Genomic DNA, 25,298 nt, shown 5'->3' on the forward strand with positions numbered 1-25,298 from the left:
GATGAGCAAACTTAAAGAGTTTTTTCCTTACGGAGAGAAAGTTCCTGGTTATGATGTTCGTGTTCTTAATGAGCGTGAAGCGCGTGCTGCTGCAGGAATTTTGTTTATCGGGGCTTTTTTAGGGTTGACCAATGGTGTGATGCTTGGTACTGCTGTTTTTTCAGAGTATTTTGTCAGTTTTTTCGCACTTGACTTTACTATTCGTGTGATTCAACCACGTTATGCTCCAAGTCTTTTACTCGGAAGATTTTTTGTACAGAATCAAACACCTGAATATGTAGGAGCTGAGCAAAAACGTTTTGCGTGGCTTTTGGGCATGGTGATCGCATGGCCGATGTTTTACTATCTTGTTATCGACTTTCAGCCAAACCCCATCAAAGTGCTTGTCTGTCTTATCTGTATGGCACTGCTCTTTTTTGAGTCTGCTTTTTCAGTCTGCCTTGGATGTAAAATCTTTCATTTGATTAAAAAAGCAAAACCGACACATTGTCCTGGCGGTGTCTGTGAGATGCGTATAAAAGAGACTGTCCAGAAGTTTGATCCTGTACAAAAGTTTATCTTGATTGTGACCGTCATTGCCATATCTTACGGTTCCTATCTCTATATGACCAAACTAGAAGACAGAACAGTACTTGTCAAAAAGATAAAAGTAATGCTGATGAGCGAAGAGGAGCTTCAAAAACTAGAAGAGGCAGAGTATCAAAAAGAGTTAGAGGAGTTTGACAACGATGACGACTTCTAAGAAGAAAGTACTCATTATGTGTACAGGAAACAGCTGCCGAAGTATTATCGGTGAAGCGCTTATTAACAAAGAACTAGATGGTGTAGAAGCTCAAAGTTGTGGTGTCGCACCAAGTGGCAGGGTCAACTCAAATGCTAAAAAAGTTTTAGAGTTGCATGATGCATGGGATGATAGTTACTACTCAAAGCATCTTGATAGTGTCATTGATGAGGACTTTGACCTTGTCGTAACTGTATGTGACCATGCAAAAGAGACATGTCCCATTTTTCCAAAACCGGTGAAGAAAATTCATGTTGGCTTTGAAGATCCGGATGGAAAAGATTTTGATGCTTTTGAAGAGACTTACGTACTCATAAAAGATAAACTCCTAAAGCAAGTCAAAGAGAATCTCTAGTGAGCTATTATGAGGTACTGCTTCTCTTTTTTGGTGGGCTTGGTATCTTTGTCTATGCAATCTATTTTGTTTTAAGATTTAAAAAAGAGAGACATTTAGAACAATTACAAAGTGAGCCTTTTAAAGAAGAGTACAGAACCTACTTAGAACAAACACCTCATTATAAAAATCTCTCAGCTGAAGATAAAGCCAAGATAGAACGCTCCATTATCATATTTACCAATACAAAAGAGTTTATCGGCGTGGGTATAGAGCTCACGCAGGAGATGAAAATTATTATCGCTTTTTATGCCTGTCTTTTATTGCTGCGTAAAACAACAACAAACTGTTATGATAATCTCAAGACCATTATTATCTATCCAAGTGTGGTAGTCTTTGAAAATCTGCACTCATCAGGTGGTATTTATACCAAAGAGAAGTTTCTTCTTGAAGGACAGGCTGCAAATGATACAGTTGTCATCATCTGGCATGATGCAAAAAAAGAGGCCTATCATCTACGTCATGGCAATGTTATTATTCATGAATTTGCCCATGAGATAGACTTTATGGATGGAGAAATTGATGGTGTTCCACCGATTGAGCGTTCAAAGTATGATGAGTGGACACGGGTACTTTTTCATGATTTTAAAAAACTCAGCAATGTGGCTTTAAAAAACAGAGATTGGGGCAAGTACAAACTTTTAGGCTCTTATGCTGCAACAAATGAAGCAGAGTTTTTTGCAGTGCTTACAGAGCGTTTTTTTGAATCACCCCAGAGTCTTAAAAAGCATTTCCCGGAACTTTATAATGAGCTCAAAGATTTTTATAAAATCGATACAATAAAGCTTATAGGCTAAGTTTGCTATAATCACATAAATAATAAAGAAGAGTATATATTTATGAGAGAATTTTTTAGACGAATTGAAGATGGCAATGAAATCATTATAGAAGCAGATTTGAATGCTTATGGATACAGTAACAAATATGCCTGGCTATTAAGTGTTTTTATCAAGTTTGATGCATCAGATGAGACACAAGAGGGCTTTGAAGAGTATTTAGAGACAAAAGAGTCGCTTATCATTGCTCTAGAACATGATAAAAAGGCAAAATATGTCGGAAGCCGTATGCTTGATGGGTGGAGTGAACTCTACTTCTATGCGGATGACTCAAAAGGACTTGATAAACTTGTTGCCAATATCTTGACACCGAGTAACTATGTTTATGAGAGTCATACTGTCAGGGATTCAAAATGGGATTTTCATCATAAAAACCTTACACCAAACGAACTTGAACTTGCACATATACAGAGTGACAAGATAATCTATCTCTTGGAAGAAGAGGGTGATGACTTAGAACTTCCACGTCCTGTTGAACATTATGTCTCATTTGATACGCCTACACAAAAAGAGCGTTTTTTAGAATCACTCAACGAGAAACAGTTTACTTTTAAAGATGAGATAAGTTCTGATGAGTTTGAAAACGGTATAGCACTTGTAAGAGAGCATGCTGTGACTCAAAATGGTGTTAAAGAAGTTGTTGAAGAGCTCTTTGCAATGATAAAAGAAGAGAATGGTTATTATGAGGGTTGGAGTACAACACTTGCTAATGAAGAGGCTTAATGATTAAAATCATAGGAAGCATTAACTATCTTCTTGTTGTTTTTTTAAATGCTTTTACAGATTTAGGGCATAAGATAATCATCCAAAATACAATTTTTAAAGTTTATGATGGTTCAACGCAGATAGTTTTGACTGCTATTGTCAATGCATTGATACTTTTTCCTTTTATCTTGATCTTCTCACCATCCGGTTTTTTGGCTGACAGGTTTGCCAAAAACAAGATTATGGAGTATGCTGCTCTTTTTGCTGTAGTTATTACGTTGGGAATTACCTACGCTTACTATCATGGTCATTTTCTGCTTGCATTTTCTTTGACATTTGTATTGGCTTTACAGAGTGCTATCTATGGGCCTGCAAAGTATGGTTATATCAAAGAATTTTTTGGAGATAAGTACATCAGTGCAGCAAACGGAGCTGTTCAGGCTATCACTACAGTTGCAATACTTGGTGGTATCATCTTTTATACTGTTTTATTTGAGGGAATGTACAGTGATAGCTACGTCACTGAAGACGAAATCCTGCAGGCGATTGCTCCTCTTGGATGGCTGCTTGTCGGAGCTTCTTTGATAGAGTGGTTCTTGGCTGCAAAGCTTCCAAATAAGACAGAACAGAAGAGTGTAAAGGTCTTTAAGGCAAAAAAATATCTTAGTGGTTTTTATCTTGTAAAGAATTTAAAGACATTAACACGAAAAAGAGAGATATATGAGGCTGTTATCTCATTGGGTCTTTTTTGGTCCATCTCACAGGTTGTTCTTGCTATTTTTGGTGAGTATGCAAAATCAGAACTTGGTGTGACAAATACCATCTATGTCCAAGGTGTTATGGCACTTGCCGGTATTGGGATCGTGTTAGGTTCCATACTTGCTGCAAAATTTTCAAAATACTACATTAATCTAGGACTCAGTGGTATTGGTGTTATTGGGATTACTCTTATTGTATTTAGCATCCCTTTTATAGACTCAATGATGCTAATAGCAGTGATGTTTATACTCTTTGGTCTGCTTTCAGGCTTTGTTCTTGTACCGTTAAATTCCCGTATTCAGCATTTGGCATCGCGCATTCATCTTGGGACTATTATCGCAGCAAACAATTTCGTCCAAAATATTTTTATGTTCTCATTTCTAATGCTGACTACGGTTTTTGCCTACTTTGGAATGAATGCTGAGATACTTTTTTATTTGATGGGGCTTGTCGGTCTCTATCTTGTCTACCTTTTGTTTAAAAGGTACTATGTAGATATTTTTTGGGCCTTTATGGGACTGCTCAGTGCTTTTCGCTACAAGTATGACTATTATGGGTTAGAGAATGTTCCACAAGATAAAGCAGTACTTCTGCTTGGAAATCATGTAAGCTGGCTGGATTGGATCATCTTACAGTTGCCATTTGAAAGACGGATAAACTATATGATGGATAAAGAGATTTATCACTGGAAGTTGATGTATCCTCTCTTTAAAAGGGGTGAAGTTATTCCTCTCTCTCCACGTGCTTTTAAGGATGCTTTTAAAGATGCTCACGCAAGACTTAAAGAGGGGCGTATTGTCAGTATATTTCCAGAAGGCGGGATAAGTAAAGATGGCAATATTGGTACCTTTCACAGAGGTTTTGAACTGATACCCAAAGATTATGATGGTGTTATTGTGCCATTTTACATAGACAGTGGTATTTTTGGCACTGTTTTTTCAAAATATAAACCGAAAAATGGTAAACTTAACTTATTTAAACGTAGAGTTATAAGAATCTATTTTGGCAAGCCACTACCAAAAGAGACAACGAGTGAAGAACTAAAAGCGATTGTTACACAAATGAAGGAGCAGTATGAAACTCAACAAACCCAAGCATAATCTTTTTAGAAACGGTGTCTATGCGCTAGAAGGTTTTGTGGATATTGTTAAAAATGAGACCTCTTTTAAGTGGCAGCTGCTAATGTTTTTTATATTAGGTACTACTGCCTGGGTATTACCGATTAGCTTTGGGTATGCAAGTATACTTTTTTTGTCACTCTTTATCCCAATCCTTGCAGAAGTTGCAAACTCCGCACTGGAGCGTGTTGTTGACCTGGTAACACAAGATTATCATATCTTGGCAAAACAGGCAAAAGATGCAGGTGCGACCCTTGTTCTTTTAAGTCTTATTTTGATGCTTCTTATCTGGGCATCTGTTTTACTGCTTGCATTTGAAATAGTCTAAGGGAAGAGTTTGAAGTAAAGAGAGTATTTGTTTTAAAGCTCTTGGAAAAAATTGTTAGGTATTGTTATGAGAGATGTATAGGTGTTGGTAATAACACAGAAAAATAAAGACCTATATCTTACTTTAGGAGAAAAATTTTGAAAAACAGAACTTTAATAATCGGTGCAGGTGGTGTTGGTCGTGTTGTTGCACATAAATGTGCAATGAATGCAGAAATCTTTGGTGAAATTACTCTTGCTAGTCGTACGAAATCCAAATGTGATGCAATCGCAAGTGAGATAAAGGATGTAGTAGTTAAAACAGCAGCAGTCGATGCAGATAATACAGAAGAGCTTATTGAACTCATTAAAGCAGTGGATGCTTCTATTGTTATCAATGTTGCACTGCCGTATCAGGATTTGACTATTATGGATGCCTGTATAGCTACCGGAGTAGATTATTTAGATACTGCAAACTATGAGCATCCCGATGAAGCCAAGTTTGAGTACAAAGAGCAGTGGGCAAAAGATGCAGATTTTAAAAAAGCTGGAATTATGGGACTGTTGGGAAGTGGCTTTGACCCGGGCGTGACGAATGTATTCTGTGCTTATGCGCAAAAACACTACTTTGATGAGATTCATACTATTGATATCTTAGATTGTAATGCAGGTGATCACGGTTACCCATTTGCAACGAACTTCAATCCTGAGATAAACCTGCGTGAGGTAAGTGCAAAGGGACGCTACTGGGAGAATGGAGAGTGGATAGAGACTGAGCCTATGGAGATTAAGATGGTATGGGACTATCCAGAAGTTGGTCCCAAAGACTCTTATCTGCTTTATCATGAAGAGATGGAGTCTCTTGTGAAGCATATTAAAGGGCTTAAACGCATTCGCTTTTTTATGACCTTTGGTGAGAGTTATCTTACACATATGAAGTGTTTGGAAAATGTTGGAATGCTAGGTATTGAGCCGGTGGAACATCAAGGACAGAAGATAGTGCCTATTGAGTTTTTAAAGACACTTCTGCCTGATCCAGCATCTTTGGGTCCTCGTACAAAGGGTAAAACGAATATTGGAATCGTAGCAGAGGGTATAAAAGATGGTAAGAAAAAGAAAATCTACATCTATCAGGTAAGTGACCATGAAAAGTGTTATAAAGAGGTAAAAAGCCAGGCAGTATCGTATACAACAGGTGTTCCTGCAATGATAGGTGCGAAATTGATGCTTGAGAAAGTCTGGTATAAAGAGGGCGTACATAATATGGAAGAGTTCGATCCGGATCCGTTCATGGAAGAGCTCAATACTCAAGGACTTCCTTGGCAAATAAAAGAGCTGGAGTAGTGTATGACCTATGAAGATTTAGTCAAAAATATTGATGATATGCCGTCACTTTCAAAAGTGGCATCGGTTATACAAGGACTGTATGCAAGAGGGGCACATAATGTGGATGTCCGTAAGTTGATTCGCATGATAGAAGCCGATGTTATGCTTACGGCAAATATATTAAAAACGATAAACTCTCCCTATTATGGTTTTAAAAGCCGCATATCTTCCATCTCTCAAGCAGTAACGCTTTTAGGAACACAGCAGATGTACTCTTTGGTCATTCACTATGCCATCTCGAAGCATCTCCAAGCAGATACTACGATATATGGCTTTAACAATGCACAATTCAATGAGATGTGTATACTGCAAAGTTCACTTATGATGCAGTGGTATGCAAAGATTGATCTGCATGATACACATATCTTAACTTCATTGGCATTGATTATGGAGTCTGGCAAGATTATTATCTCTAAAGAGTTGATGGAAAGTGATTACAGAGAGGAGTATAGAAAAGGTTTTTTAGCCTGTGAAGATATTCCAAAGTTTGAACAGGAGTTTTTGTATACAACTTCATACAATTTGAGTGCACTGCTTTTTGAGCATTGGAATTTGACTCCTATCTACTCCATAGTGCTAAAAAATCTTGATAAAGATGAAGCAGAGTATGGGGAAGATGTTGATGCCATTATGGCACAGTATATCAAAGCTATAGATGTTATACGTACTGCAATTAATCTTAAAGAGGTTCTCACTGATAACTCCATTGCAAAAGCTACTCAAAAAGTAAAAGAGATAGGTCTGGATAGTGAATATTTTGAAACAGTAGCACAAAGAATAAGAAAGAAGTATGAAGAAGCAGCATAGATCTTTAGCTACTCCTTACTATCTCTGTGAAGAGGAGCTATTAGAACAGAATTTAAAAGTTTTGGATTATGTACAAAAAGAGAGTGGAGCTAAAATTATTTTGGCTTTGAAGGGTTTTGCTATGTGGTCCACTTTTGATTTGGTCTCACGCTACCTTAAAGGATGTACTGCAAGTGGACTATATGAAGCACGACTTGCACGTGAGGAGTTTTGCAAGTGGAATCCTCACGCAGAAGTTCATACCTATTCACCTGCCTTTAAAGAGGATGAAATAGAAGAGATAGCTCGTATCTCTGATCATATAGTTTTTAATTCTCCAAATCAATTAAACAGATTTGTTTGTAAAGTCAAAGAGATTAATCCGAAAATAGAAGTTTCTTTGCGCGTTAATCCTGAAGTCTCATCTTCTCCAGTTGATATCTATAATCCTTGTGGTTTATACTCAAGACTCGGTACAACAGTTGAAAATTTTGATGAAAATCTCCTAAAAGAACTCGATGGACTTAATTTTCATGCACTTTGTGAGCAAAATGTGGATGCTTTAGAAGAAGTGCTTAAAAGTTTTGATGAAAAGTTCTCAAAATATTGTAAAAATTTGAAGTATATCAACTTTGGCGGGGGGCATCATATCACTAAAAAAGGATATGATTTAGAAAAACTTATTTGGATAATCAAAGAATTCAAGAAAAAATACAATGATATTGAAGTTTATCTTGAACCGGGTGAAGCTGTTGGCTGGGAGACGGGTTATCTAGTGTCAACCGTACTCGATACTTTTAAAAACGGCATGGATATTGCCATCTTAGATACATCGGCTGAAGCACATATGCCAGATACATTAGCAATGCCATATCGTGCCGAGGTCAGAGGTGCCGGTAAAGCGGGTGAGAAAAAATATACTTATCGCTTGGGAGGAAATACTTGTCTTGCCGGTGATATTATGGGGGATTACTCGTTTGATAAGCCTCTAGAAGTTGGAGATGAAATGATCTTTGAAGATCAGATTCATTATACTTTTGTGAAAAATACAACTTTTAATGGTATCAAGCTCCCATCTCTTGCTATCAAACGCAAAAATGGTACGATAGAGTTGATAAAAGAGTTTGGTTATGAAGATTATAGAGATAGATTAAGTTGAGGGAGAAACAATGATAAGTGATAAAGAGCGCTGGAACAAACGATATCAGGAAAAACCTTTCCGTGATTATGTTGAACCGATAGTTGAGAAGTATATCGATGAAGCAAATGTAGGTTATGCACTTGATATTGCATGTGGGCAAGGTCGTAATACTCACTTTGTAGCTGATTGTGGCTTTGAGGTGGATGCAATTGATTTGAGTGATTATGCACTCTCAAAAGTAATGGATAATGACAAAATTCACAAGATTGAAGTTGATCTGGATGAATATAATTTAGAGAAAAAAAAGTATGATCTCATTATCAATATGAACTATCTCAATCGCCGTTTTTACCATCAGATAAAAGAGGCTTTAAAACCGGATGGACTTTTGATATTTGAGACATTTATCATTGCTCACGGAGATTTTGACAACCCGCAAAATCCTGAGTATCTTCTACGTCAAAATGAACTTTTGCATGCCTTTATAGGACTTGATATTATCTACTATGAAGAGCGAGATGATATTAATTTACGTGGAGAAAAGACCCGTGTAGCCTCGCTTGTAGCCAAAAAGAGAGCTTGTTAGAGAGTTTTATGCAAAAAAGTGCTTATGAAATTTACAACTACCTTGACGAACTTGATTTACTGAAAAAATCTCCAGAGTTTTGGTGGCCAAATACAGGAACTTTTGAAGTAGTTGTTGGAGCAATTCTAACACAAAATACAACTTGGAAAAATGTAGAAAAATCACTTGAAAATTTAAAAGGATTTTTAGAATTAGAATCTTTTGTAAGCTTGCGTGAGGATGCATTAAAAGTTAGGATAAAACCAAGTGGATTTCAGAATCAAAAAGCTCCAAGACTACTGCAACTTGCACGCAACATCAAAGAAGAGTTTATTACTTTTGAACATTTCCAAAAAAATGTCACACGTAAGTGGCTTTTGTCTCAAAAAGGTATAGGGGAGGAGAGTGCAGATGCTATTCTTTGTTATGGCTGCATGCGAGAGGAGATGGTGGTGGACAGCTATACAAAACGACTACTCAAAGAGTTTGACATAGAATTTAAAAAATATGCTGAGTATAAAACATTTTTGGAAAGTAGCCTACGCGAGCATTGTAAAGAGGATGAACTTTTTAGGGTATTTGCAGAGTTTCATGGAATGATAGTAGAGTACAACAAGCAAAAAGACAAATAGATGCAGCTATATCAAACGACACTCAAGCTTCCTTCGTTTTCAAGAGGTTTTCATATTATTACAAAAGAGATAGAAAAAGCCATAGAACCTTTTAGTGTAACTACGGGAGTGATAAATCTTTTTATCCAACATACTTCTGCATCTTTGAGCATTAATGAAAATGTAGACCCCAGTGTGCGTGAGGATATGGAAAGTTTTTTTAATGAGCTTGCAGATGAAAAAACGCACTATATTCATACCTATGAGGGGAGTGATGATATGCCGGCACATATTAAAAGCTCTCTTCTTGGGCACTCTCTTACGATTCCTGTTACTGGTGGAAGGCTCAATCTTGGTACTTGGCAGGGTGTCTATCTTGGAGAACATAGAGATTTTGGCGGTAGTAGAAAGATAGTCATTACTCTTTATGGAGTTTGATTTGCTGGTTTTAGGCATTGATCCTGCTCCGGCAAAAGAGTCTGTTGTCTTTGATGGTAGAGAGTTTCACTCTTTTTTTCCAAAAGAGCTCAAAGCCTACATTCAATCACATCAAGAGCCACTTTTTATCAGTTGGGATGCACCTTTGAGTGCTGCTTTGGATGATGCGTATTTCAGTTTGACAATTCGACCGATTGAACGTTTTTTCAACAGACTTGGCAGACATGCAAAAGAGTTTGGAATTCCTGAAGGTATTACAACACTTGGGTTTTCCGGGTGTCCGCACTGGACACTCTCACAATATATATTTGCATTGCCACAGCTTAATGATGAATTGCAGCATAAAAGTGGTTTTGAGCTTGTTATGGAGCATCAAACAAATTTACAGAATAACAAAAAATATATTACAGAGATTCATCCGGCTCTTTCAATGTGGATGTTCTTAAAAGAAAAGCTTGACAATGAAGTTCTTTTTCAAAATTCTTGGAAATATAAAGGCGACCGTAAAAAAGAGACACTAGAGCGAAGAGAACGTTTAAGTGCTGAAATGATTTTTCTTGCAGAAGAGATTTTTAATCTTAATGATATAGTAATTAGAAGTGATGATGAACTTGATGCTTTTGTCTGCTGGATAATGGGAAAACTATATGTTATGGGTAATCAACGGGCTTATATCTATGGAAGTCAAAAGGTCGGCTCTTTTTTATTGCCTTATGAAAAAGAAGTATTAGAGACATTTACAGAATATCTGCAATAGTTATAGTCCTTCCATTAAAACATTCCAAAGTCTTTCTATCTCTTTATCATCTAAAAAAAGGGAAGATTTGTTCTCATAAAGTTCTTGCAGCCCTTTTGGATTGATAGGGTAGGTGTGAGAGCAGTTTTCATGTGTCGGCAGGTAAGCACGGATGAGTGAAATGTTTTCTTCTATCTTGCGTGAGCATAAAAAGCAGTGCATATCTTTGTGCAGACGACCTTCATGCTCTAAAAGCTTTACATAGGATTCAATGGCCACACGTTTTGGGTTTTGCTTACTCCACTCATTTGAGGCAGATTCTAAAAGTTCAAAGTAAAAATCTCCAAGGGCTTCAGCTTCTTTGAGATGTTTGTAAAAGAGCCCACTGAAACTTTGCCAGAGTCGAAGCAATTCGCGGTCATTTATCCATCTATACCCAATATGCACAACATCTTTAAGTCGTCCGATGGTACTTTTTGCAGAAGGTTCTATCTCATAGTCGATTTTAAAGCCGAGATTAATTACTCCATGACGTGCTCCGTAGAATCTGTAAAGCGTCTCTAAGCTCCCTCTTGATAAAATAGTAACTATTAAATCTTCCTCTTTGACGCGATTAAGATTTATGATAAAACCTTTCACTTAGTGCTTCCTTTATACCCATCTTCATAAAAATTATTGATTATTTTCCTTCATATTATACTTGCTTAAACTAAAAAACAGTATAATAAACCCACTTTGTCTAAATAGACTAAGTTTCTTTAAAAAGAGATTAAACTGTAAGATTTTTTTACATGAATTTAAAAATTTGGGAGTGAAAATGGTTGAACATCATGATTTATTGAGATCGTTTAAAGATAACTGTGGTTTTGGTCTTGTTGCAAACATTGACAACAAGCCTTCACGCAAGGTTCTAAATGATGCTATTACTGCACTAGAGCGTATGATGCACCGTGGTGCTGTTGCAGCAGATGGAAAAACAGGAGATGGTAGTGGACTTTTACTCTCTATGCCAGAGGAGTTCATCCGAAAAGAGGCTGCTAAAAATGGAGTAGAACTTGCAAATCAGTTTGCAGTTGCTTCAGTATTTACAAAAGAGTTAAAACATTTAGATGTTGTAGAAGAGATTTGTGCAAACAATGACCTAAAAGTTGTACTTCGCCGCGTTGTTCCGGTAAATACAAATGCACTAGGTGCGCAAGCACTTGAAACACTTCCAAATATCATTCAACTCTTTATCGTTCCTAATTCGATTATGGCGACAAATAGATTTGATGCACTGCTTTACCTCTCACGCAAGGAAGCAGAGCATAAACTTGTAGATGACAGAGATTTCTACATCGCATCTATGAGTAGCAGAGTTCTTTCATATAAAGGGCTTGTAATGCCTACACATATTAAAGAGTTCTATGAAGACCTTCAAGATGAAAGCTTTAAAATCTCTTTTTCACTCTTTCACCAAAGATTCTCAACAAATACACTTCCAGAATGGCGTTTGGCTCAGCCGTTCCGTGCAGTTGCACATAATGGTGAGATCAACTCGGTTGAGGGGAACCGTATCAATGTTGCTATCAAGTCTGAATCTATCAAGTCGGAAGTTTTCTCAGCCCAAGAGATAGAGAGACTTTTACCTATTTTACAGCCGGGCTCATCGGATTCTGCATCGGCTGATAACTTTTTAGAGTTCCTTCTTGTAAACGGTATGGACTTCTTTAAAGCTGTACGTGCAGTGATTCCTTCTGCATGGCAGAATGCACCGCATATGGACCCGGAACTTCGTGCATTTTATGAGTACTTTTCTACTGTATTTGAAGCGTGGGACGGTCCTGCGGCATTCTCTGTAACTGATGGTCGTTATATTGGTTGTGCACTTGACAGAAATGGTCTTCGTCCTTCAAAATATATTATTACACATGACAACAACCTGCTTATCGCTTCTGAATATGGTGTTATTGACATCCAAGAAGATGAGATTAAAGAGCGTGGTCGTCTGCAATCAGGTGAAATGATAGGACTTGATCTAAAATATGGGAAAGTGCTTAAAAGTTGTGATATTGACAACTACCTTAAATCTTCAAACCCATACATGAAGTGGCTAAATGAGCATATGATCTATCTGCAAGAGCACGTTGAAGAGCAGTACAGTGAAGCTGAAGCTATGGAAGAGGATATGCTCATCAGAAAACAAAAGTTCTATAACATCACTGAAGAGATTGTAGAGCAGGTTATTGAGCCGATGATCAATGACGGTAAAGAGGCTGTTGGTTCTATGGGTGATGATACGCCACTTGCTGCTTTTTCTGAAAAACAGAGAAACTTTACAGACTTTTTCAAGCAAAAATTTGCACAGGTAACAAACCCGCCGATTGATCCGATCCGTGAAAAAGTAGTTATGAGTTTAAACACAGGTTTTGGTGAAGTACATAATATCTTAGATGAGATTCCTTCTCACGCACACAGACTCAAATCTATCTCTCCTATTATTACAATGGAGAAGCTTGAGGTACTGAAATCTTTTGGAGATAAAAAGTCACCTTCGTACCAAAGATTCTATAAAAATGAGACATTCTCAACGGCCTACAGCGGAAGTTTGCGTGAGGCTCTTGATAATCTTGTAGCACAAGTTATCGGTTCTGTTAAAAATGACGGTACAAGAATTGTTATTTTGGATGATGCTGAATTTGGACCGGATAAAAAGACGATTCCAATGGCTATGGCTGTCGGTCGTATTAATTTTGCACTTCTTGGTGCAAAAATTCGTCACTTGGTATCAATCATTGCAGTAACAGGTGAAGTAGTAGATTCTCACTCTGCAGCAGTTTTACTCGGATATGGTGCAAGTGCAATCTATCCAAACCTTCTGTTTGCAACGGTTATTAAACAGCTAGAGCGTAAGAAAAATAGTAAAATCACAGTTCCTGAAGCGCTCAAATCGGTACATACTGCACTTAATGGCGGACTTTTGAAAATTATGTCAAAAATGGGTATTGCAACGATTGCATCGTACAGAAACTCTGGTCTTTTTGATGTTATGGGACTTTCACGTGAGATAGTGCAAGAGTGTTTTGAATCTTCAAACTGTGTTGTACCGGGTCTTTCTTATGAAGATATTGATAAAAGATTAGAGAAGTATCACACTTCAGCATTTAAAAATGATGGGTTTAAGAAAATCTTCCCACTAAACATTGGTGGTTTTTATAAGTTCTATACAGGTCAAGAACATCATGACTTCGGTCCTGCTGTTATCCATGCTATTCATAAAATGGCATCAAGCGGAAAGCCTGAAGATTTTGCAGAGCTGAAAAAACTTGTTGAGGGTCGTGGTCTGAAGATGATTCGTGACTTCTTGGATATCAAGTCAGACAGAGAACCGATTGATATCAGCGAAGTTGAACCAAAAGAGGCAATCTTTAAACGTTTTGCATCAGCAGCAATGTCTCTTGGTTCTATTTCACCTGAAGCACATGAGACTATCGCTATTGCGATGAATCGTATAGGTGGTCAATCAAACTCTGGAGAAGGTGGAGAAGATAAAGAGCGTTTTGGAACGGAAAGAGTCTCTAAAATCAAACAGGTCGCATCAGGTCGTTTTGGTGTAACTCCGGCATATCTCCGTTCAGCTGAAGAGATTCAGATCAAAGTTGCACAGGGTGCAAAACCGGGTGAGGGTGGACAGCTTCCAGGACATAAGGTTACTCCGTTAATCGGTAAACTTCGCCATACTGTTCCAGGTGTTACACTTATTTCACCTCCTCCTCATCATGATATCTACTCTATTGAGGATTTGGCACAGCTTATCTTTGATATGAAGCAGGTAAACCCTAAAGCACGTGTTGCCGTGAAACTTGTTTCAACTGTCGGTGTTGGAACAATTGCAGCAGGTGTTGCAAAAGCGTATGCAGACAAAATCATCATTTCCGGTGGTGATGGTGGTACAGGTGCTGCACCACTTACTTCTATCAAGTTTGCGGGGAACCCTTGGGAGCTAGGTCTTTCTGAGGCGCATAATGCTCTTAAAGCGAATAATCTTCGTGGATTGGTTGAACTTCAGACTGATGGTGGACTTAAAACTGGTCTTGATGTCGTAAAAGCGGCACTTTTAGGTGCTGAGTCTTATGCATTTGGTACAGGTGTTCTTACAATCGTTGGTTGTAAAATGCTTCGTATCTGTCATGTCAATAAATGTTCTGTAGGTATTGCTACACAAAATGAGAAGTTGCGTGAGGAGTTCTTTAAAGGACATGTTGATCAGGTTATCAACTACTTTACACTGCTTGCTGAAGATGTAAGAGCTATCATGGCTCAGCTTGGTTACAGAACAATGGAAGAGATGATAGGTCGTGTTGATCTACTTCAAGTGAAAGAGGACGAGTTCGCAAAAAAATTCGACTTCTCTGCAGTGCTTCATAAAGAAGAGGGTGTAGATACTTGTCAACAACCGTTCAATCCTCCGTTTGATGATAATGCTTTTGAAAAAGATGTGCTCAAAGAGGCATATGTAGCTATCAAACATCCTGAGCATCCAATTAGAATCAAAAGAGATATCTGTAACCTAAACAGAAGTTTTGGTGCACTTATCTCTGGTGAGATTGCAGAATATTACGGTGATACAGGTCTTAAACCTGATACAATCAAAATCAATCTTGAGGGTGTTGCAGGTCAGGCACTTGGAGCATTCTTGATTAATGGTGTCTCTATTTACCTCAAAGGTGTGGCAAATGACTACATCGGTAAAGGTATGCACGGTGGTAAGATCATCATTACTTCAAAAAATGAAGGTGAAGCATACTCTGCCGGTGGTAATACGTGTCTTTATGGTGCGACTGGCGGTAAACTTTATGTTTCAGGAAGTGTAGGTGAGCGTTTTGCCGTTCGTAACTCTGGAGCATTTGCTATCGTTGAAGGAACAGGGGACAATGCCTGTGAATATATGACAGGTGGTGTCGTTGTTATCCTTGGTCGTACAGGTATTAACTTTGGTGCAGGTATGACAGGTGGTATCAGTTTCGTGTATGACAAAGAGCACAGTTTCATTGAAAATGTAAACGGTGAGCTTGTAGAGGCTGTAAGAATCGATACAGATGAGGGTGATGAAGCACGTCACTACCTCAAACGTCTGCTTAAAGATTATGTAGTAGAGACTGGCAGTAAGAAAGCACAAGACCTGCTTGATAACTTTAGAGTAGAAGTAAGAAACTTCTGGTTGGTAAAACCGAAAAACTTAACAAAACTACCTCTTAACCTAGAGAATGGAGATTAATAATGAGAGAATATTTAACAACAGAAAGAATTGATCCAGAGAAGAGACTTGTCGTTGAGAGAACGAAAGACTTTGGTGAAATCTATGAGGTATTTGATCGTGATGATGCTGCTACTCAAAGTGACAGATGTATTCAGTGTGGGGATCCGTTTTGTCTGAACAAGTGTCCTCTTCATAACTATATTCCACAATGGTTAAAAGCGATATCTGAAAAAGATTTGGAGTTTGCATTCAGACTCTCTAATGAGCCTTCACCATTTCCAGAAGTTATGGGAAGAGTTTGTCCTCATGACAGACTTTGTGAGGGTGACTGTACGCTTAATGACGGACATGGTGCCATTACTATCGGCTCTGTTGAGACACACATCACTGAAGCTGGTTTCAAAGCAGGATACAAACCAGAGTTTCCTGGAATTACAACAGATAAAAAAGTTGCAGTTATCGGAAGTGGTCCTGCGGGGCTTTCAGTTGCAACGTATCTTTTAAGAAGTGGAATTGCTGTGACTATGTATGAAAGAAGTGACCGTGCTGGTGGACTTTTGACATATGGTATTCCTAATTTTAAACTTGATAAAAAAGTAGTAGAACGTCGTATTCGTCTTTTAGAAGAAGCAGGGCTGAAACTTGTACTTAACTGTGAAGTTGGTCGTGATATCGATTTTGAAACGATTGCTAATGAGCATGATGCGATGTTTATCGGTGTTGGTGCTACAAAAGCAAAATCAGCCGGTATTTCTGGTGAAAATGCTCCAAATGTATATGCAGCTATGGATTATCTTACTGCTATTCAGCGTAAACAGTTTAAGCTTGATTATGACAAGAAGTTTGACTTTAAAGACTTAAATGTTGTTGTAATTGGTGGTGGAGATACTGCAATGGATTGTCTTCGTACTGCAAAACGTGAAGGTGCAAAGTCTGTAACATGTTTGTACCGTCGTGATGAGAAGAATATGCCAGGGTCTAAAAAAGAGTATAAAAATGCAATGGAAGAAGGTGTTGACTTTACTTTCTTTGTATCTCCAAAAGAGATCATACTTAATGATGAAGGTAAAGCTGTAGCTGTGGAAGTTGTTAAAACTACACTTGGTGCTAAAGATGCATCTGGTCGTCAGCGTATGGAAGAGGTAAAAGGAAGTGAGCATAGAATCAATGCAGATGTTATTATTATGTCTCTTGGTTTTGATCCTGCTGTACCATCTTTCTTAGCTGAAAACGGCATCGAGACAAATGAGTGGGGCGGTATCATTATCGATGAAGAGACACATGAGACTACAACTGCCGGTATCTATGCCGGAGGAGACTGTTTCCGTGGAGCTGACTTGGTAGTAACGGCTGCTTATGACGGTCGTGAGGCTGCTAGAAGCATCGCTAACGCTTTATTGAGATAGAACACTAAACTATCTTTATCTATTTTCGATAAAGGTAGTTTCTTCCCTCTTTTATTTTCACTTTCATTTTATAAATTACAAAAAAAGTCTCAAACAATTTTTATGTTAGTATAAATTTGCTATAATATCGCACGATTATAATATAAGGATATTTTTTGAATTTACTCAACCTTTTTACAAAAAAATTTGATAATAAACAGCCTGAAAAAGCAGAAGCCGGTTCTCACTGGATTAAGTGTAAATCTTGTCACTCTTTAATGTACTACAAAGAGGTTGAGAATCAAAATTATGTATGTCCTAAGTGTGGTTACCATATCCGTATAGGTGTAAAAGAGCGTATCAAGCTCTTGGCTGATGAAGGAACATTTGTAGAGCATGATGCAGGGCTTGAGCCGGTTGATCCACTAAAATTTGTTGATAAAAAACCATACAAAAAGAGAATTGAAGAAGGAGAGGCTAAAACAGGAAGAAAATCTTCTGTAGTTGCTGGAAGCTGTAAGATGAATGGACTTCCAGTTCAGCTTGTTATCTTTGATTTTGCCTTTATGGGTGGTTCTTTAGGCTCAGTAGAGGGTGAAAAGATTGTACGTGCAGTTAATCGTGCGATAGAAAACCGTGAAGGTCTGGTTATTCTTTCTGCTTCTGGTGGGGCAAGAATGCAAGAATCAACTTTTTCACTACTTCAAATGAGTAAAACTTCTGCAGCACTTGGAAAGCTTTCCAATGAAGGGCTTCCGTTTATCTCAGTACTTACTGATCCTACAATGGGTGGTGTTTCAGCTTCATTTGCAAATCTTGGTGATATTATTATTGCTGAGCCTGGTGCACTTGTCGGTTTTGCCGGAGCACGTGTAATTGAGCAGACAATCGGTTCTGAGCTTCCTGAAGGGTTTCAGCGAGCTGAATTTTTGCTTGAAAAAGGCTCTATCGATATGATTGTAAATCGTAATGAGCTCAAAAAAACACTTGCAGATCTCCTTCTTTTAATGAAAAAAGACTAGTATGCGACTCTATGCTTTATGTGACCAGGATATGCTTGATAAAAAAGGTCTCTCTTTAGAGATATTTTTAGAAAAAGCAAATGAACATAAGGCAGAAATCATTCAATATCGTGCAAAAAATGCAGATATTGCCTTCATTAAAAAACAACTCATAGCAATAAGAAAAGAGTATGACGGTTTTTTGATTGTCAATGATGCCTATGAACTCATAGAGTTTTGTGATGGTGTCCATATGGGTCAAGAGGATCTGCGTGAGATAGATGAAGATATCAACAAAGCAGTGACTATTTTGCGCAGTGTTATAGGAAGTGACAAGATACTGGGTGTCTCAACACATAATGAAGAAGAGGTGCTTCAAGCAAACAGCATGGATCTCAACTACATTGGTTTGGGTGCTTATAGAGATACATTGACGAAACAAGATGTCTCGACAGTTTTGGGTGACAAGCTTGATGCTATTGCACAACTTTCAGACCATTATGTCGCAGCTATTGGTGGTGTGAAACTTGATGACAAGTTTGAACATGTTACGTATCATGTCATAGGAAGTAGGTTATTTGAATGAATATAGAGATTATATCTATTGCAAAAAAAGAGAAATCCATCTATGATCCACTCTACAAAGAATTAGAAAAAATGATAAGCAGGTTTGCAAAAGTCAAAGATACAGAGATTTTTACAAAAGATGTAACAAAAGCACACACTATTTCGCAAAAAGCCGCTCAAGAGGCATATACAAAGGTTTTAGAGCCTTACATTGGGAAAGATTTCTGTATAACTTTACATCCTGATGGAAAATTAATCGACAGTTTTGAATTTAGTAAGCTATTAAATGATAAAATGTCCATTAAATTTTTCATAGGTGGAGCTTACGGCTTTGAAGAGAGCTTTTTAAAAAAAAGCAACAGTGTGATAAGCCTGGGAAAAATAACTATGAGTCATAAAATAGCAAAAGCAGTTTTGTTAGAGCAGATTTACAGAGGTTTTTCCATACTGAGTAATCACCCATATCATAAATAAGGAAAGCATACGTGCAGACAAGTGAGTTAAATTATTTTAAAGAAATATTAGAGAGTCGTAAAGAACAGATTCAAAAAAACATAAGTAGTGTAAACAGCGAGTTGAATCAACTCAGTAATTTAGAACTCAATGATGAGGGCGATCATGCTTCAGTAAACAATAACTCAATGGTTGAGAGTGCTATAGTACAACAACAGACTCAAGAACTCGAAGAGATAGAAAAAGCACTCTCTAAAATAGCAAATGGCGAGTATGGGATCTGTGAGATGTGTGAAGATGATATAGGTTTTCAACGACTGAAAGTGAAACCTCATGCTGTTTATTGCATTGATTGTAGAGAAATAGCAGAAAAATCTAATTAAGGAATTTGCAATGTATATAAAAAGATACTCAATAGCTGCGTTTATTTGGATAGCTCTTGTTGGTTGGTATGTTTATGCATACGTAACTCAAGAGACTATGAGTATTGATCTTTTTGGTATTCCAATGCCGTCACTTTCAGTGGCGTTATGGGTAGTAGTACCATTGGTGGTCCTCTATCTTGCGAGTGTCTTTCATATGGCATTTTATTCTATGCTCGGTAGTTTTAGACTGCGTGGGTATGAGAAAGATTTTGAAAAAATCATTGATGCTATCATTGATGCATATCTTGGTAAGAAAAGTAGAAGCTATACTTTTAAGACTGATAGATACAGACTTCTTGGAACACTTCTTGAAAAAAGTACAGTTTTTCCAAGCGGCGAATTAATTGGAGCTACTGGAAATGAAAAAATAGACAGAGTTCTTAAAATGATTGAAGATATCAAAAATGGTGAAGTAGTTGATTTAAAACCATTCAATCTTTTACCTGAAAATCCTTTAGTTATTCAAAATGAGAAAAACAGAGTGAAAAAAGGTGAAGTTAAAGTCGCAGATATCCTTTCAAACTGTACAAAATATGCAGATGAGTTATGTCAGTTTGTTTATACTGATTATGTAAAAACTGCATCGCTGCAAAATATTTTAAAGTATAAAGCATTTTTAACAAAAGAGTCACTACATGTTATAATGGCACGTATTAACTCTGATGGGCATACACTGAGTATCTCGAATGAAGAGTTAATTGAACTGCTGAATAAACTTGAACTTTCAAAACAGGACTACATCGAGCTCTCTATTACACTCTCCAAAGGTGGTATGATTCCAGAGCAGAGAATGAAGCTTTTTGAGACCTTAAGTGAAGAATATCATGAAGAGGCAATGGATGCCTATCTCTTTACACTTTTTGATTTAGAGATGCTTGCCCCTGCTGATGAAGTGCTGGAAAATGCACAACCGGATGAGTTCCAAAACTTTAGAGCATATCGTGCACTTAAAGAGTGTGGTAAAAACTTTAGTATTTACCTCTTTGTATAGATATGATAAAAAACCTCTCCTTTGATAAACCTCTTTATGTACTAGCCCCTTTGGCGGGCTTTACTGATTTGCCTTTAAGAAGTGTTGTCAAAAAATTTGGAGCAGATTTGACTGTCAGCGAGATGTTAAGTTCAAATGCTTTGGCACATGGCTCACAAAAAACCCTTCATATGCTTGAAAAATCCCCTCTAGAAGACCCTTATTCTGTTCAAATTGCCGGAAGTGACGTTGATATTGTCAAACGTGCTGTAGAGGTTTTAAATGAACAAGAGGGCATTGATATTATTGACTTAAATTGTGGATGTCCTGTACCAAAGGTAGTAGGCCATGGCAGTGGAAGTTCTCTACTTTTAAATCTACCACTTATGGGTGAGATTATCAAAACAATCAAAGAGACTTCAAACAAAGAGCTTACTTCCGTAAAGATTCGTCTTGGTTTTGAAGAGAAAAATCATGTTGATATTGCAAAAGTGGTTGAAGACAGCGGAGCTGATTTTATAGCAGTCCATGGTAGAACACGTGCTGGGAAGTTCAAAGCACCGGTTGATTATGATGCAATCCGTGAGATAAAAGAGGCAGTAAAGATTCCTGTCATTGCAAATGGCGATATAGACTCTTATGAGAAAGCAAAATGGGTGTTAGAGCATACTGGTGCAGATGGAGTGATGATAGGTCGCGGAGCTGTTGGAGCTCCTTGGATATTTCACCAGCTTCGCACAGGTGAAGAGCATGTGGAGTTGTCTCTAAAGCATGAGATTATAATGGAACATTTTGATAAAATGATAGAGTTTTATGGTGATTATGGAGCAATTTTATTCCGTAAACATACACATACCTACTCGAAAGGTTACCGTGGAGCTTCAACGCTTCGTAACCAGGTAAACAGTATCAGTGATGTTACAGAGTTTCGTGATGTATTAGATAACTTTTTTGGTAAAGCAGAGTTGGCATGAGTTTAGAGATATCAAAATCCATCAAAAACCTTGAAAAAGATGATATATCAGATAATCTGCTGCATTATGTTTACAACACAAAACACCTCCTCTCTTTAATTAAAAAAGGGATCGATACGGAAGATCCTTCATATCTGAGTTCATATCGTTCTTTTGAGGGAGAGGTATATGAAAATTTTCTCTATGAGAAACTTTTACGATATGCAGAAGAGAATGATTACATCACGAAGTTCATCTTAAAAGGTTTTCATCAGTCAAAGCACAAAGCTTATGCAAATACACTCTCCATCAGTGAAAAAGAACAAATTGTTTACCGTACAAAGTCACGTGAGATTAGTGAGTTTGATGCGATGTTTATTACAAAGAACAATGAGCTCTACTTTGTAGAGATGACACTTGTCAAGTCAGTACTCAAACTGCGCAGACGTCTTCGTAAGAAAAAAGCACTTTTAGAGATTATCTTTCCAAATTACACTATCAAATCACTCATTATTTTAAATGAAGGGGCAACAGGGACAAAACAGTTCCCTGACTATTGTAAAGTATGGTTTACAAAAGAGTTCTCTGCAAAAGAGGTATTAGAGTACATTACTAAACTTGATAAGCAAAAGCTGCAGCCAAAAGACAAAATCGGTTCTAAAAAGATGATAGAAGCCCATACACTGAAACTTCATCCGTTTAGATACTACAATACTATGAGCTGGATTACAAAAAAACTGCGCTCACATCCGAAACATATAATCGATATGAGCTTTTTGTATAACTTTAAAATACAACGTTATCATAACCTCTATAATAAGTTTTATATCGGGTATCTCTCTTTGGAAAATGCAAAAAAGATTCTTACCCTCAAAGATGATGAATATAAGCCAGATAAGCGTGTTGTAGTAGCGTTAGAGAAAAAACACTCTGATGAGATAGTCCTTACATATTACATTCAGACAACGCGCAAAAATCTCTACCTTTATAGTTTTGATGATGAAGGAAAAGAGTCAAAAGAGAAAAAGGACCCGTATGGTATTACGGTAACAGAGGTATTTCATATCAATAAACTGATGGATGAGAAGTATGAACTAAATCTTCAAAATATCAATACAATGAAAAAACTGCTCAAAGAGCGTTTTGAGAGTAACTCTAAGAAGAAAAAATCTTAGAGTTCATCATTATATAAAAGAGAAGCAGCTCTCTCTTTATAAGCCTGCAGCGGTTCTTTTTCCTGCTCTTTTGTATGCACACTTTTATTATTCTGGCCATTTAAAAAGTTTTCCAACTCTTCATGTCTGCTTTGCAAGATTGTCTCAAACTCCTGCTGTGAGCTTGGTCTGTTCTCATGGAACTTATCAAGTAAGATATTGCTATTACCCATCAGTACAAGATAACTCTCAGCTCCAAAATCAAGCATAATGACACTGTTGTGTGCATCTATAGCCTTTTGAAAGCGGATAGAGACATCATTTGTACTTTTCTGAGTGCTCTCTTGCTGCAGTGGAGCTTGTTGCTGAGGCGTAGTGTTTGCATTGAAAAGCCATGGTGTCTTTTGTTGTTTTGTCGCTTGTCTGTTTTGTTTGAGTTGTTTGAGTTGTGCAGGCGTTGTTTTTTTCTTGATATAAAATAGAATCAATATCCCAATAATTAAAATTGCAACAACAATATAATAGCTCTGTGTAAGGTCATCACTTTTTTTCGTTGGAAGTGGAGAGAGGGAGTTGTTTGTTTGTGCAGTACTGTTTTGAGTGAGACTTTTTTGTCTTGTTGCTGCTTTATTTGTAAAGCGTAGTCTAAGCCCATAGCCATCTGCTGTTTTTGATGCTAGGAGTTTGACAGATTGTGGTACAGAGGCAATGATTTGTGTTTGACCTTTGAGCGGTGTAATAGCGACAGATTGTAAAAAGCGTGAAGCAACTTTTTTTATCTTTGGTGACTCTATCGTAGCATCTTCTAGTTTGATAATTATCTTCGATTTGCCACGACTCTGTTTGATGATACCGCTGTATGGTGTATCAAAAGTTATCATTACATCTGCTCTGTCTGTGCGGTCGTAGATGTTATAACTTAAAATTTTAGAGCCAAAGAGTGAAAGAGGAAGTAGGAAAAGTAGTAAATATTTAATCATAATCTCTCTTTAGAAAGGTAGTATAAAACAGCAGAAGAATCAAGTACTTCATTGATACGGATAGCAAGATTTTTCTCGTAAACCATAACCTCACCTTTACCCAGTATACGCCCATTTACATAAGACTCTACAGATTCTCCTGCAGGTTTTTTTAAGTCAATAATAGAGCCTTTTTCAAGTTGCAGTATCTCATGAACAGTCAGTTCTGTTTCACCCAGGTCAGAGACAAATTCGACTTCCATATCTAAAATCCCTGAGTAGTCCATCCATGACAGATCAGGAGATTGTTCTAATTTCTCTTTTTCTTTTTTTGTATCAGGCATCTATTTCCTTAATTGCAACAGTAAGTTCATCATTGCCGATTTTGATTGTTTTTGAGTCATCAACATCAAAATTAAACTCCCCAATCTTTTCAAACTTTGGTGTCCCAATAGTGTAAGGGTTTCTGCTGATCCCTTCAGCTATAACTTTTGCACTCCCAATGATTAGGTTTGCAGTTTCAAGTGTCATATCTTTGAGTGTCTCTTCATCGCTCTCATCTTCTTCCAAAAAGAGCTTGGAGACTCTTTGCATAAACTCTTTATCTGAAGCAATGTAAACCCTGTGCTTTTTATTGTCTTGTGTGTCAATATCTATGTAAGCAATAAGCGTTCTCTTTTGTGTTGAGCCATCTTTTAACTCATGAGGTTCACGAATCTGATGAACACAAAAGTTTTCAGCCGCCTCTTTAATAGTATCTAACATTTTTTTTCCCGTTTTGTAATGATTAGATTATACTTGAATGAAACACAAACTAAAATTAAATTGTAATTTTGCAAGGACTCTCTTATTGATAATGGAGTATAATTCCAAAAAAGTTTATGGATATTTATGATTGCATTAATGCTGCTTGGCTCTTTTGTCGGACTTTTGTCAGGTTTTTTTGGCATTGGCGGGGGAACGATTCTTATTCCTTTACTCTTACTGCTGGGTTATGAAACAAAAGTAGCTATCGGTATATCAGTTGTACAGATGGTCTTTAGTTCTATTTACGGAAGTTATCTGAACAATAAAAAAGGTACTCTTGATATTAAAATGGTAAGTGTCATTGGTATCGGTGGATTTGGTGGAGCACTGCTGAGTGGTTATATCGCAGCATTTTTAAGTGATAGAAGTTTAGAGATACTATTTCTCTCTTTTGCGACATTTGCACTCTTTCGTATGTTCTTTAAGACGCATGAAGATGCTAAAGAAAAGGAACTGCATTATTCTCTGCTGCTTCTTATCGGTGCTTTGCTTGGTGCTTTTAGTATGACAATAGGTGTAGGTGGGAGTATATTACTTGTTCCTATACTGGTGGGTTTTTTGCATGTATCACTTAAAAAAGCGGTCTCGGCCGGACTCTTTTTTGTGGTCTTTTCTTCCGTTGCAGGTTTAATATCTCACGCGATTGAGGGACATGTGGATTATAAAAGTGGCATCATCATTGGACTGGCTTCACTTTTGGGTGTTTATCTGGGCATCCACTTAAAAGAGAAGGTATCACATCGTCTACAAAAGAGACTATTGGTTGGCTTTTATCTCTTTGTAGTGCTTTATCTGGCAAACAGAATATTTTTTTAAAGGCAGA

Annotated in this window: 27 protein-coding genes; 23 read left to right on the plus strand and 4 right to left on the minus strand. The window is 37.4% G+C overall.

The features are described 5' to 3' along the window. The first annotated feature begins 1 nt into the window (after position 1). From ES948_RS07570 to ES948_RS07630, 13 genes are all read left to right on the plus strand, one after another. Positions 2-742 carry a DUF4395 domain-containing protein gene (locus tag ES948_RS07570; RefSeq protein ID WP_152184345.1) on the plus strand — a complete coding sequence of 247 codons (741 nt, stop codon included), beginning with the start codon at positions 2-4 and terminating at the stop codon, positions 740-742. Further along, positions 729-1,136 carry an arsenate reductase ArsC gene (locus ES948_RS07575; RefSeq protein WP_152184346.1) on the plus strand — a complete coding sequence of 136 codons (408 nt, stop codon included), beginning with the start codon at positions 729-731 and terminating at the stop codon, positions 1,134-1,136. Before ES948_RS07570 ends, ES948_RS07575 begins: the two co-directional genes overlap by 14 nt. Continuing rightward, on the plus strand, positions 1,136-1,972 hold the full coding sequence (locus ES948_RS07580; RefSeq protein WP_152184347.1) for a M90 family metallopeptidase: 837 nt from the start codon (positions 1,136-1,138) through the stop codon (positions 1,970-1,972). The genes ES948_RS07575 and ES948_RS07580 overlap by 1 nt, the downstream gene beginning before the upstream one ends. Before the next feature lie 42 nt (positions 1,973-2,014). Beyond that, complete coding sequence (locus tag ES948_RS07585) at positions 2,015-2,734, plus strand: DUF695 domain-containing protein (protein WP_152184348.1); 720 nt, start codon at positions 2,015-2,017, stop codon at positions 2,732-2,734. After that, entirely contained in the window at positions 2,734-4,575 is a 1,842-nt protein-coding gene (locus ES948_RS07590) for an MFS transporter (protein ID WP_152184349.1), read from the plus strand. Before ES948_RS07585 ends, ES948_RS07590 begins: the two co-directional genes overlap by 1 nt. Continuing rightward, positions 4,550-4,921: a diacylglycerol kinase gene (locus ES948_RS07595; RefSeq protein ID WP_152184350.1), complete on the plus strand. Its 372-nt coding sequence runs from the start codon at positions 4,550-4,552 to the stop codon at positions 4,919-4,921. The genes ES948_RS07590 and ES948_RS07595 overlap by 26 nt, the downstream gene beginning before the upstream one ends. Before the next feature lie 137 nt (positions 4,922-5,058). Then, positions 5,059-6,243 (plus strand): saccharopine dehydrogenase family protein, encoded by a 1,185-nt coding sequence (locus ES948_RS07600; protein WP_152184351.1) that lies wholly within the window; start codon positions 5,059-5,061, stop codon positions 6,241-6,243. A 3-nt stretch (positions 6,244-6,246) separates the two neighbouring features. Then, positions 6,247-7,092: an HDOD domain-containing protein gene (locus tag ES948_RS07605; protein WP_152184352.1), complete on the plus strand. Its 846-nt coding sequence runs from the start codon at positions 6,247-6,249 to the stop codon at positions 7,090-7,092. Beyond that, positions 7,076-8,230: a carboxynorspermidine decarboxylase gene (nspC, locus tag ES948_RS07610; RefSeq protein WP_152184353.1), complete on the plus strand. Its 1,155-nt coding sequence runs from the start codon at positions 7,076-7,078 to the stop codon at positions 8,228-8,230. The genes ES948_RS07605 and nspC overlap by 17 nt, the downstream gene beginning before the upstream one ends. A gap of 10 nt (positions 8,231-8,240) precedes the next feature. Further along, complete coding sequence (locus tag ES948_RS07615; protein WP_152184354.1) at positions 8,241-8,798, plus strand: class I SAM-dependent methyltransferase; 558 nt, start codon at positions 8,241-8,243, stop codon at positions 8,796-8,798. 8 nt (positions 8,799-8,806) lie between these two features. Then, positions 8,807-9,409: a 3-methyladenine DNA glycosylase gene (locus ES948_RS07620; protein WP_152184355.1), complete on the plus strand. Its 603-nt coding sequence runs from the start codon at positions 8,807-8,809 to the stop codon at positions 9,407-9,409. Beyond that, positions 9,410-9,826, plus strand: coding sequence for a secondary thiamine-phosphate synthase enzyme YjbQ (locus ES948_RS07625; RefSeq protein WP_152184356.1), 417 nt, complete (start codon positions 9,410-9,412; stop codon positions 9,824-9,826). Beyond that, entirely contained in the window at positions 9,816-10,583 is a 768-nt protein-coding gene (locus ES948_RS07630; RefSeq protein ID WP_152184357.1) for a DUF429 domain-containing protein, read from the plus strand. The genes ES948_RS07625 and ES948_RS07630 overlap by 11 nt, the downstream gene beginning before the upstream one ends. Here the strand turns inward: ES948_RS07630 and recO are convergent, their stop codons facing one another. Then, on the minus strand, positions 10,584-11,201 hold the full coding sequence (gene recO / locus ES948_RS07635) for a recombination protein RecO (RefSeq protein ID WP_152184358.1): 618 nt from the start codon (positions 11,199-11,201) through the stop codon (positions 10,584-10,586). A gap of 178 nt (positions 11,202-11,379) precedes the next feature. Here recO and gltB point away from each other — a divergent pair, with 178 nt between their 5' ends. From gltB to ES948_RS07680, 9 genes are all read left to right on the plus strand, one after another. Continuing rightward, a complete protein-coding gene (gene gltB, locus ES948_RS07640; protein WP_152184359.1) occupies positions 11,380-15,819 on the plus strand; it encodes a glutamate synthase large subunit in 4,440 nt (1,479 codons plus the stop codon). Positions 15,820-15,821: 2 nt separating this feature from the next. Further along, positions 15,822-17,207 carry a glutamate synthase subunit beta gene (locus tag ES948_RS07645; RefSeq protein WP_152184360.1) on the plus strand — a complete coding sequence of 462 codons (1,386 nt, stop codon included), beginning with the start codon at positions 15,822-15,824 and terminating at the stop codon, positions 17,205-17,207. A 155-nt stretch (positions 17,208-17,362) separates the two neighbouring features. Further along, positions 17,363-18,208: an acetyl-CoA carboxylase, carboxyltransferase subunit beta gene (accD, locus tag ES948_RS07650; protein ID WP_152184361.1), complete on the plus strand. Its 846-nt coding sequence runs from the start codon at positions 17,363-17,365 to the stop codon at positions 18,206-18,208. A gap of 1 nt (position 18,209) precedes the next feature. Next, a complete protein-coding gene (locus tag ES948_RS07655; protein ID WP_152184362.1) occupies positions 18,210-18,773 on the plus strand; it encodes a thiamine phosphate synthase in 564 nt (187 codons plus the stop codon). After that, entirely contained in the window at positions 18,770-19,228 is a 459-nt protein-coding gene (locus tag ES948_RS07660; RefSeq protein ID WP_152184363.1) for a 23S rRNA (pseudouridine(1915)-N(3))-methyltransferase RlmH, read from the plus strand. Before ES948_RS07655 ends, ES948_RS07660 begins: the two co-directional genes overlap by 4 nt. Positions 19,229-19,239: 11 nt before the next feature. Next, positions 19,240-19,590, plus strand: a complete 351-nt coding sequence (gene dksA, locus ES948_RS07665) for an RNA polymerase-binding protein DksA (RefSeq protein WP_152184364.1) — start codon at positions 19,240-19,242, stop codon at positions 19,588-19,590. 10 nt (positions 19,591-19,600) lie between these two features. After that, a complete protein-coding gene (locus ES948_RS07670; RefSeq protein WP_152184365.1) occupies positions 19,601-20,623 on the plus strand; it encodes a hypothetical protein in 1,023 nt (340 codons plus the stop codon). A 2-nt stretch (positions 20,624-20,625) separates the two neighbouring features. Continuing rightward, positions 20,626-21,576: a tRNA dihydrouridine synthase DusB gene (gene dusB, locus ES948_RS07675; protein ID WP_152184366.1), complete on the plus strand. Its 951-nt coding sequence runs from the start codon at positions 20,626-20,628 to the stop codon at positions 21,574-21,576. Beyond that, positions 21,573-22,730 (plus strand): hypothetical protein, encoded by a 1,158-nt coding sequence (locus ES948_RS07680; RefSeq protein ID WP_152184367.1) that lies wholly within the window; start codon positions 21,573-21,575, stop codon positions 22,728-22,730. The genes dusB and ES948_RS07680 overlap by 4 nt, the downstream gene beginning before the upstream one ends. Here the strand turns inward: ES948_RS07680 and ES948_RS07685 are convergent. From ES948_RS07685 to ES948_RS07695, 3 genes are read right to left on the minus strand one after another with little or no spacing between them, the layout of a single operon-like run. Next, on the minus strand, positions 22,727-23,689 hold the full coding sequence (locus tag ES948_RS07685; RefSeq protein ID WP_152184368.1) for a hypothetical protein: 963 nt from the start codon (positions 23,687-23,689) through the stop codon (positions 22,727-22,729). The genes ES948_RS07680 and ES948_RS07685 overlap by 4 nt on opposite strands. Continuing rightward, the gene (gene fliN, locus ES948_RS07690) at positions 23,686-24,012 is read right to left on the minus strand and encodes a flagellar motor switch protein FliN (protein WP_152184369.1); all 327 of its coding nucleotides are present in this window, start codon (positions 24,010-24,012) and stop codon (positions 23,686-23,688) included. The genes ES948_RS07685 and fliN overlap by 4 nt, the downstream gene beginning before the upstream one ends. Continuing rightward, a complete protein-coding gene (locus ES948_RS07695; RefSeq protein WP_152184370.1) occupies positions 24,005-24,433 on the minus strand; it encodes a chemotaxis protein CheX in 429 nt (142 codons plus the stop codon). Before ES948_RS07695 ends, fliN begins: the two co-directional genes overlap by 8 nt. Positions 24,434-24,559: 126 nt before the next feature. Between ES948_RS07695 and ES948_RS07700 the strand changes: the two genes are divergently transcribed. Beyond that, positions 24,560-25,291 carry a sulfite exporter TauE/SafE family protein gene (locus ES948_RS07700; protein WP_152184371.1) on the plus strand — a complete coding sequence of 244 codons (732 nt, stop codon included), beginning with the start codon at positions 24,560-24,562 and terminating at the stop codon, positions 25,289-25,291. Positions 25,292-25,298 lie beyond the last annotated feature (7 nt).

The sequence above is a fragment of the Sulfurimonas indica genome (assembly GCF_009192995.1).
In the GTDB taxonomy this organism is placed as follows: domain Bacteria; phylum Campylobacterota; class Campylobacteria; order Campylobacterales; family Sulfurimonadaceae; genus Sulfurimonas; species Sulfurimonas indica.

Bases quoted from the DNA above. Each gene is read 5' to 3' on its own strand.
- ES948_RS07570 (WP_152184345.1), top strand. From the start codon at position 2: ATGAGCAAACTTAAAGAGTTTTTTCCTTACGGAGAGAAAGTTCCTGGT.
- ES948_RS07575 (WP_152184346.1), top strand. From the start codon at position 729: ATGACGACTTCTAAGAAGAAAGTACTCATTATGTGTACAGGAAACAGC.
- ES948_RS07585 (WP_152184348.1), top strand. From the start codon at position 2,015: ATGAGAGAATTTTTTAGACGAATTGAAGATGGCAATGAAATCATTATA.
- ES948_RS07590 (WP_152184349.1), top strand. From the start codon at position 2,734: ATGATTAAAATCATAGGAAGCATTAACTATCTTCTTGTTGTTTTTTTA.
- ES948_RS07595 (WP_152184350.1), top strand. From the start codon at position 4,550: ATGAAACTCAACAAACCCAAGCATAATCTTTTTAGAAACGGTGTCTAT.
- ES948_RS07605 (WP_152184352.1), top strand. From the start codon at position 6,247: ATGACCTATGAAGATTTAGTCAAAAATATTGATGATATGCCGTCACTT.
- nspC (WP_152184353.1), top strand. From the start codon at position 7,076: ATGAAGAAGCAGCATAGATCTTTAGCTACTCCTTACTATCTCTGTGAA.
- ES948_RS07615 (WP_152184354.1), top strand. From the start codon at position 8,241: ATGATAAGTGATAAAGAGCGCTGGAACAAACGATATCAGGAAAAACCT.
- ES948_RS07620 (WP_152184355.1), top strand. From the start codon at position 8,807: ATGCAAAAAAGTGCTTATGAAATTTACAACTACCTTGACGAACTTGAT.
- ES948_RS07625 (WP_152184356.1), top strand. From the start codon at position 9,410: ATGCAGCTATATCAAACGACACTCAAGCTTCCTTCGTTTTCAAGAGGT.
- ES948_RS07630 (WP_152184357.1), top strand. From the start codon at position 9,816: ATGGAGTTTGATTTGCTGGTTTTAGGCATTGATCCTGCTCCGGCAAAA.
- gltB (WP_152184359.1), top strand. From the start codon at position 11,380: ATGGTTGAACATCATGATTTATTGAGATCGTTTAAAGATAACTGTGGT.
- ES948_RS07645 (WP_152184360.1), top strand. From the start codon at position 15,822: ATGAGAGAATATTTAACAACAGAAAGAATTGATCCAGAGAAGAGACTT.
- ES948_RS07655 (WP_152184362.1), top strand. From the start codon at position 18,210: ATGCGACTCTATGCTTTATGTGACCAGGATATGCTTGATAAAAAAGGT.
- ES948_RS07660 (WP_152184363.1), top strand. From the start codon at position 18,770: ATGAATATAGAGATTATATCTATTGCAAAAAAAGAGAAATCCATCTAT.
- ES948_RS07670 (WP_152184365.1), top strand. From the start codon at position 19,601: ATGTATATAAAAAGATACTCAATAGCTGCGTTTATTTGGATAGCTCTT.
- dusB (WP_152184366.1), top strand. From the start codon at position 20,626: ATGATAAAAAACCTCTCCTTTGATAAACCTCTTTATGTACTAGCCCCT.
- ES948_RS07680 (WP_152184367.1), top strand. From the start codon at position 21,573: ATGAGTTTAGAGATATCAAAATCCATCAAAAACCTTGAAAAAGATGAT.
- ES948_RS07685 (WP_152184368.1), bottom strand. From the start codon at position 23,689: ATGATTAAATATTTACTACTTTTCCTACTTCCTCTTTCACTCTTTGGC.
- fliN (WP_152184369.1), bottom strand. From the start codon at position 24,012: ATGCCTGATACAAAAAAAGAAAAAGAGAAATTAGAACAATCTCCTGAT.
- ES948_RS07695 (WP_152184370.1), bottom strand. From the start codon at position 24,433: ATGTTAGATACTATTAAAGAGGCGGCTGAAAACTTTTGTGTTCATCAG.
- ES948_RS07700 (WP_152184371.1), top strand. From the start codon at position 24,560: ATGATTGCATTAATGCTGCTTGGCTCTTTTGTCGGACTTTTGTCAGGT.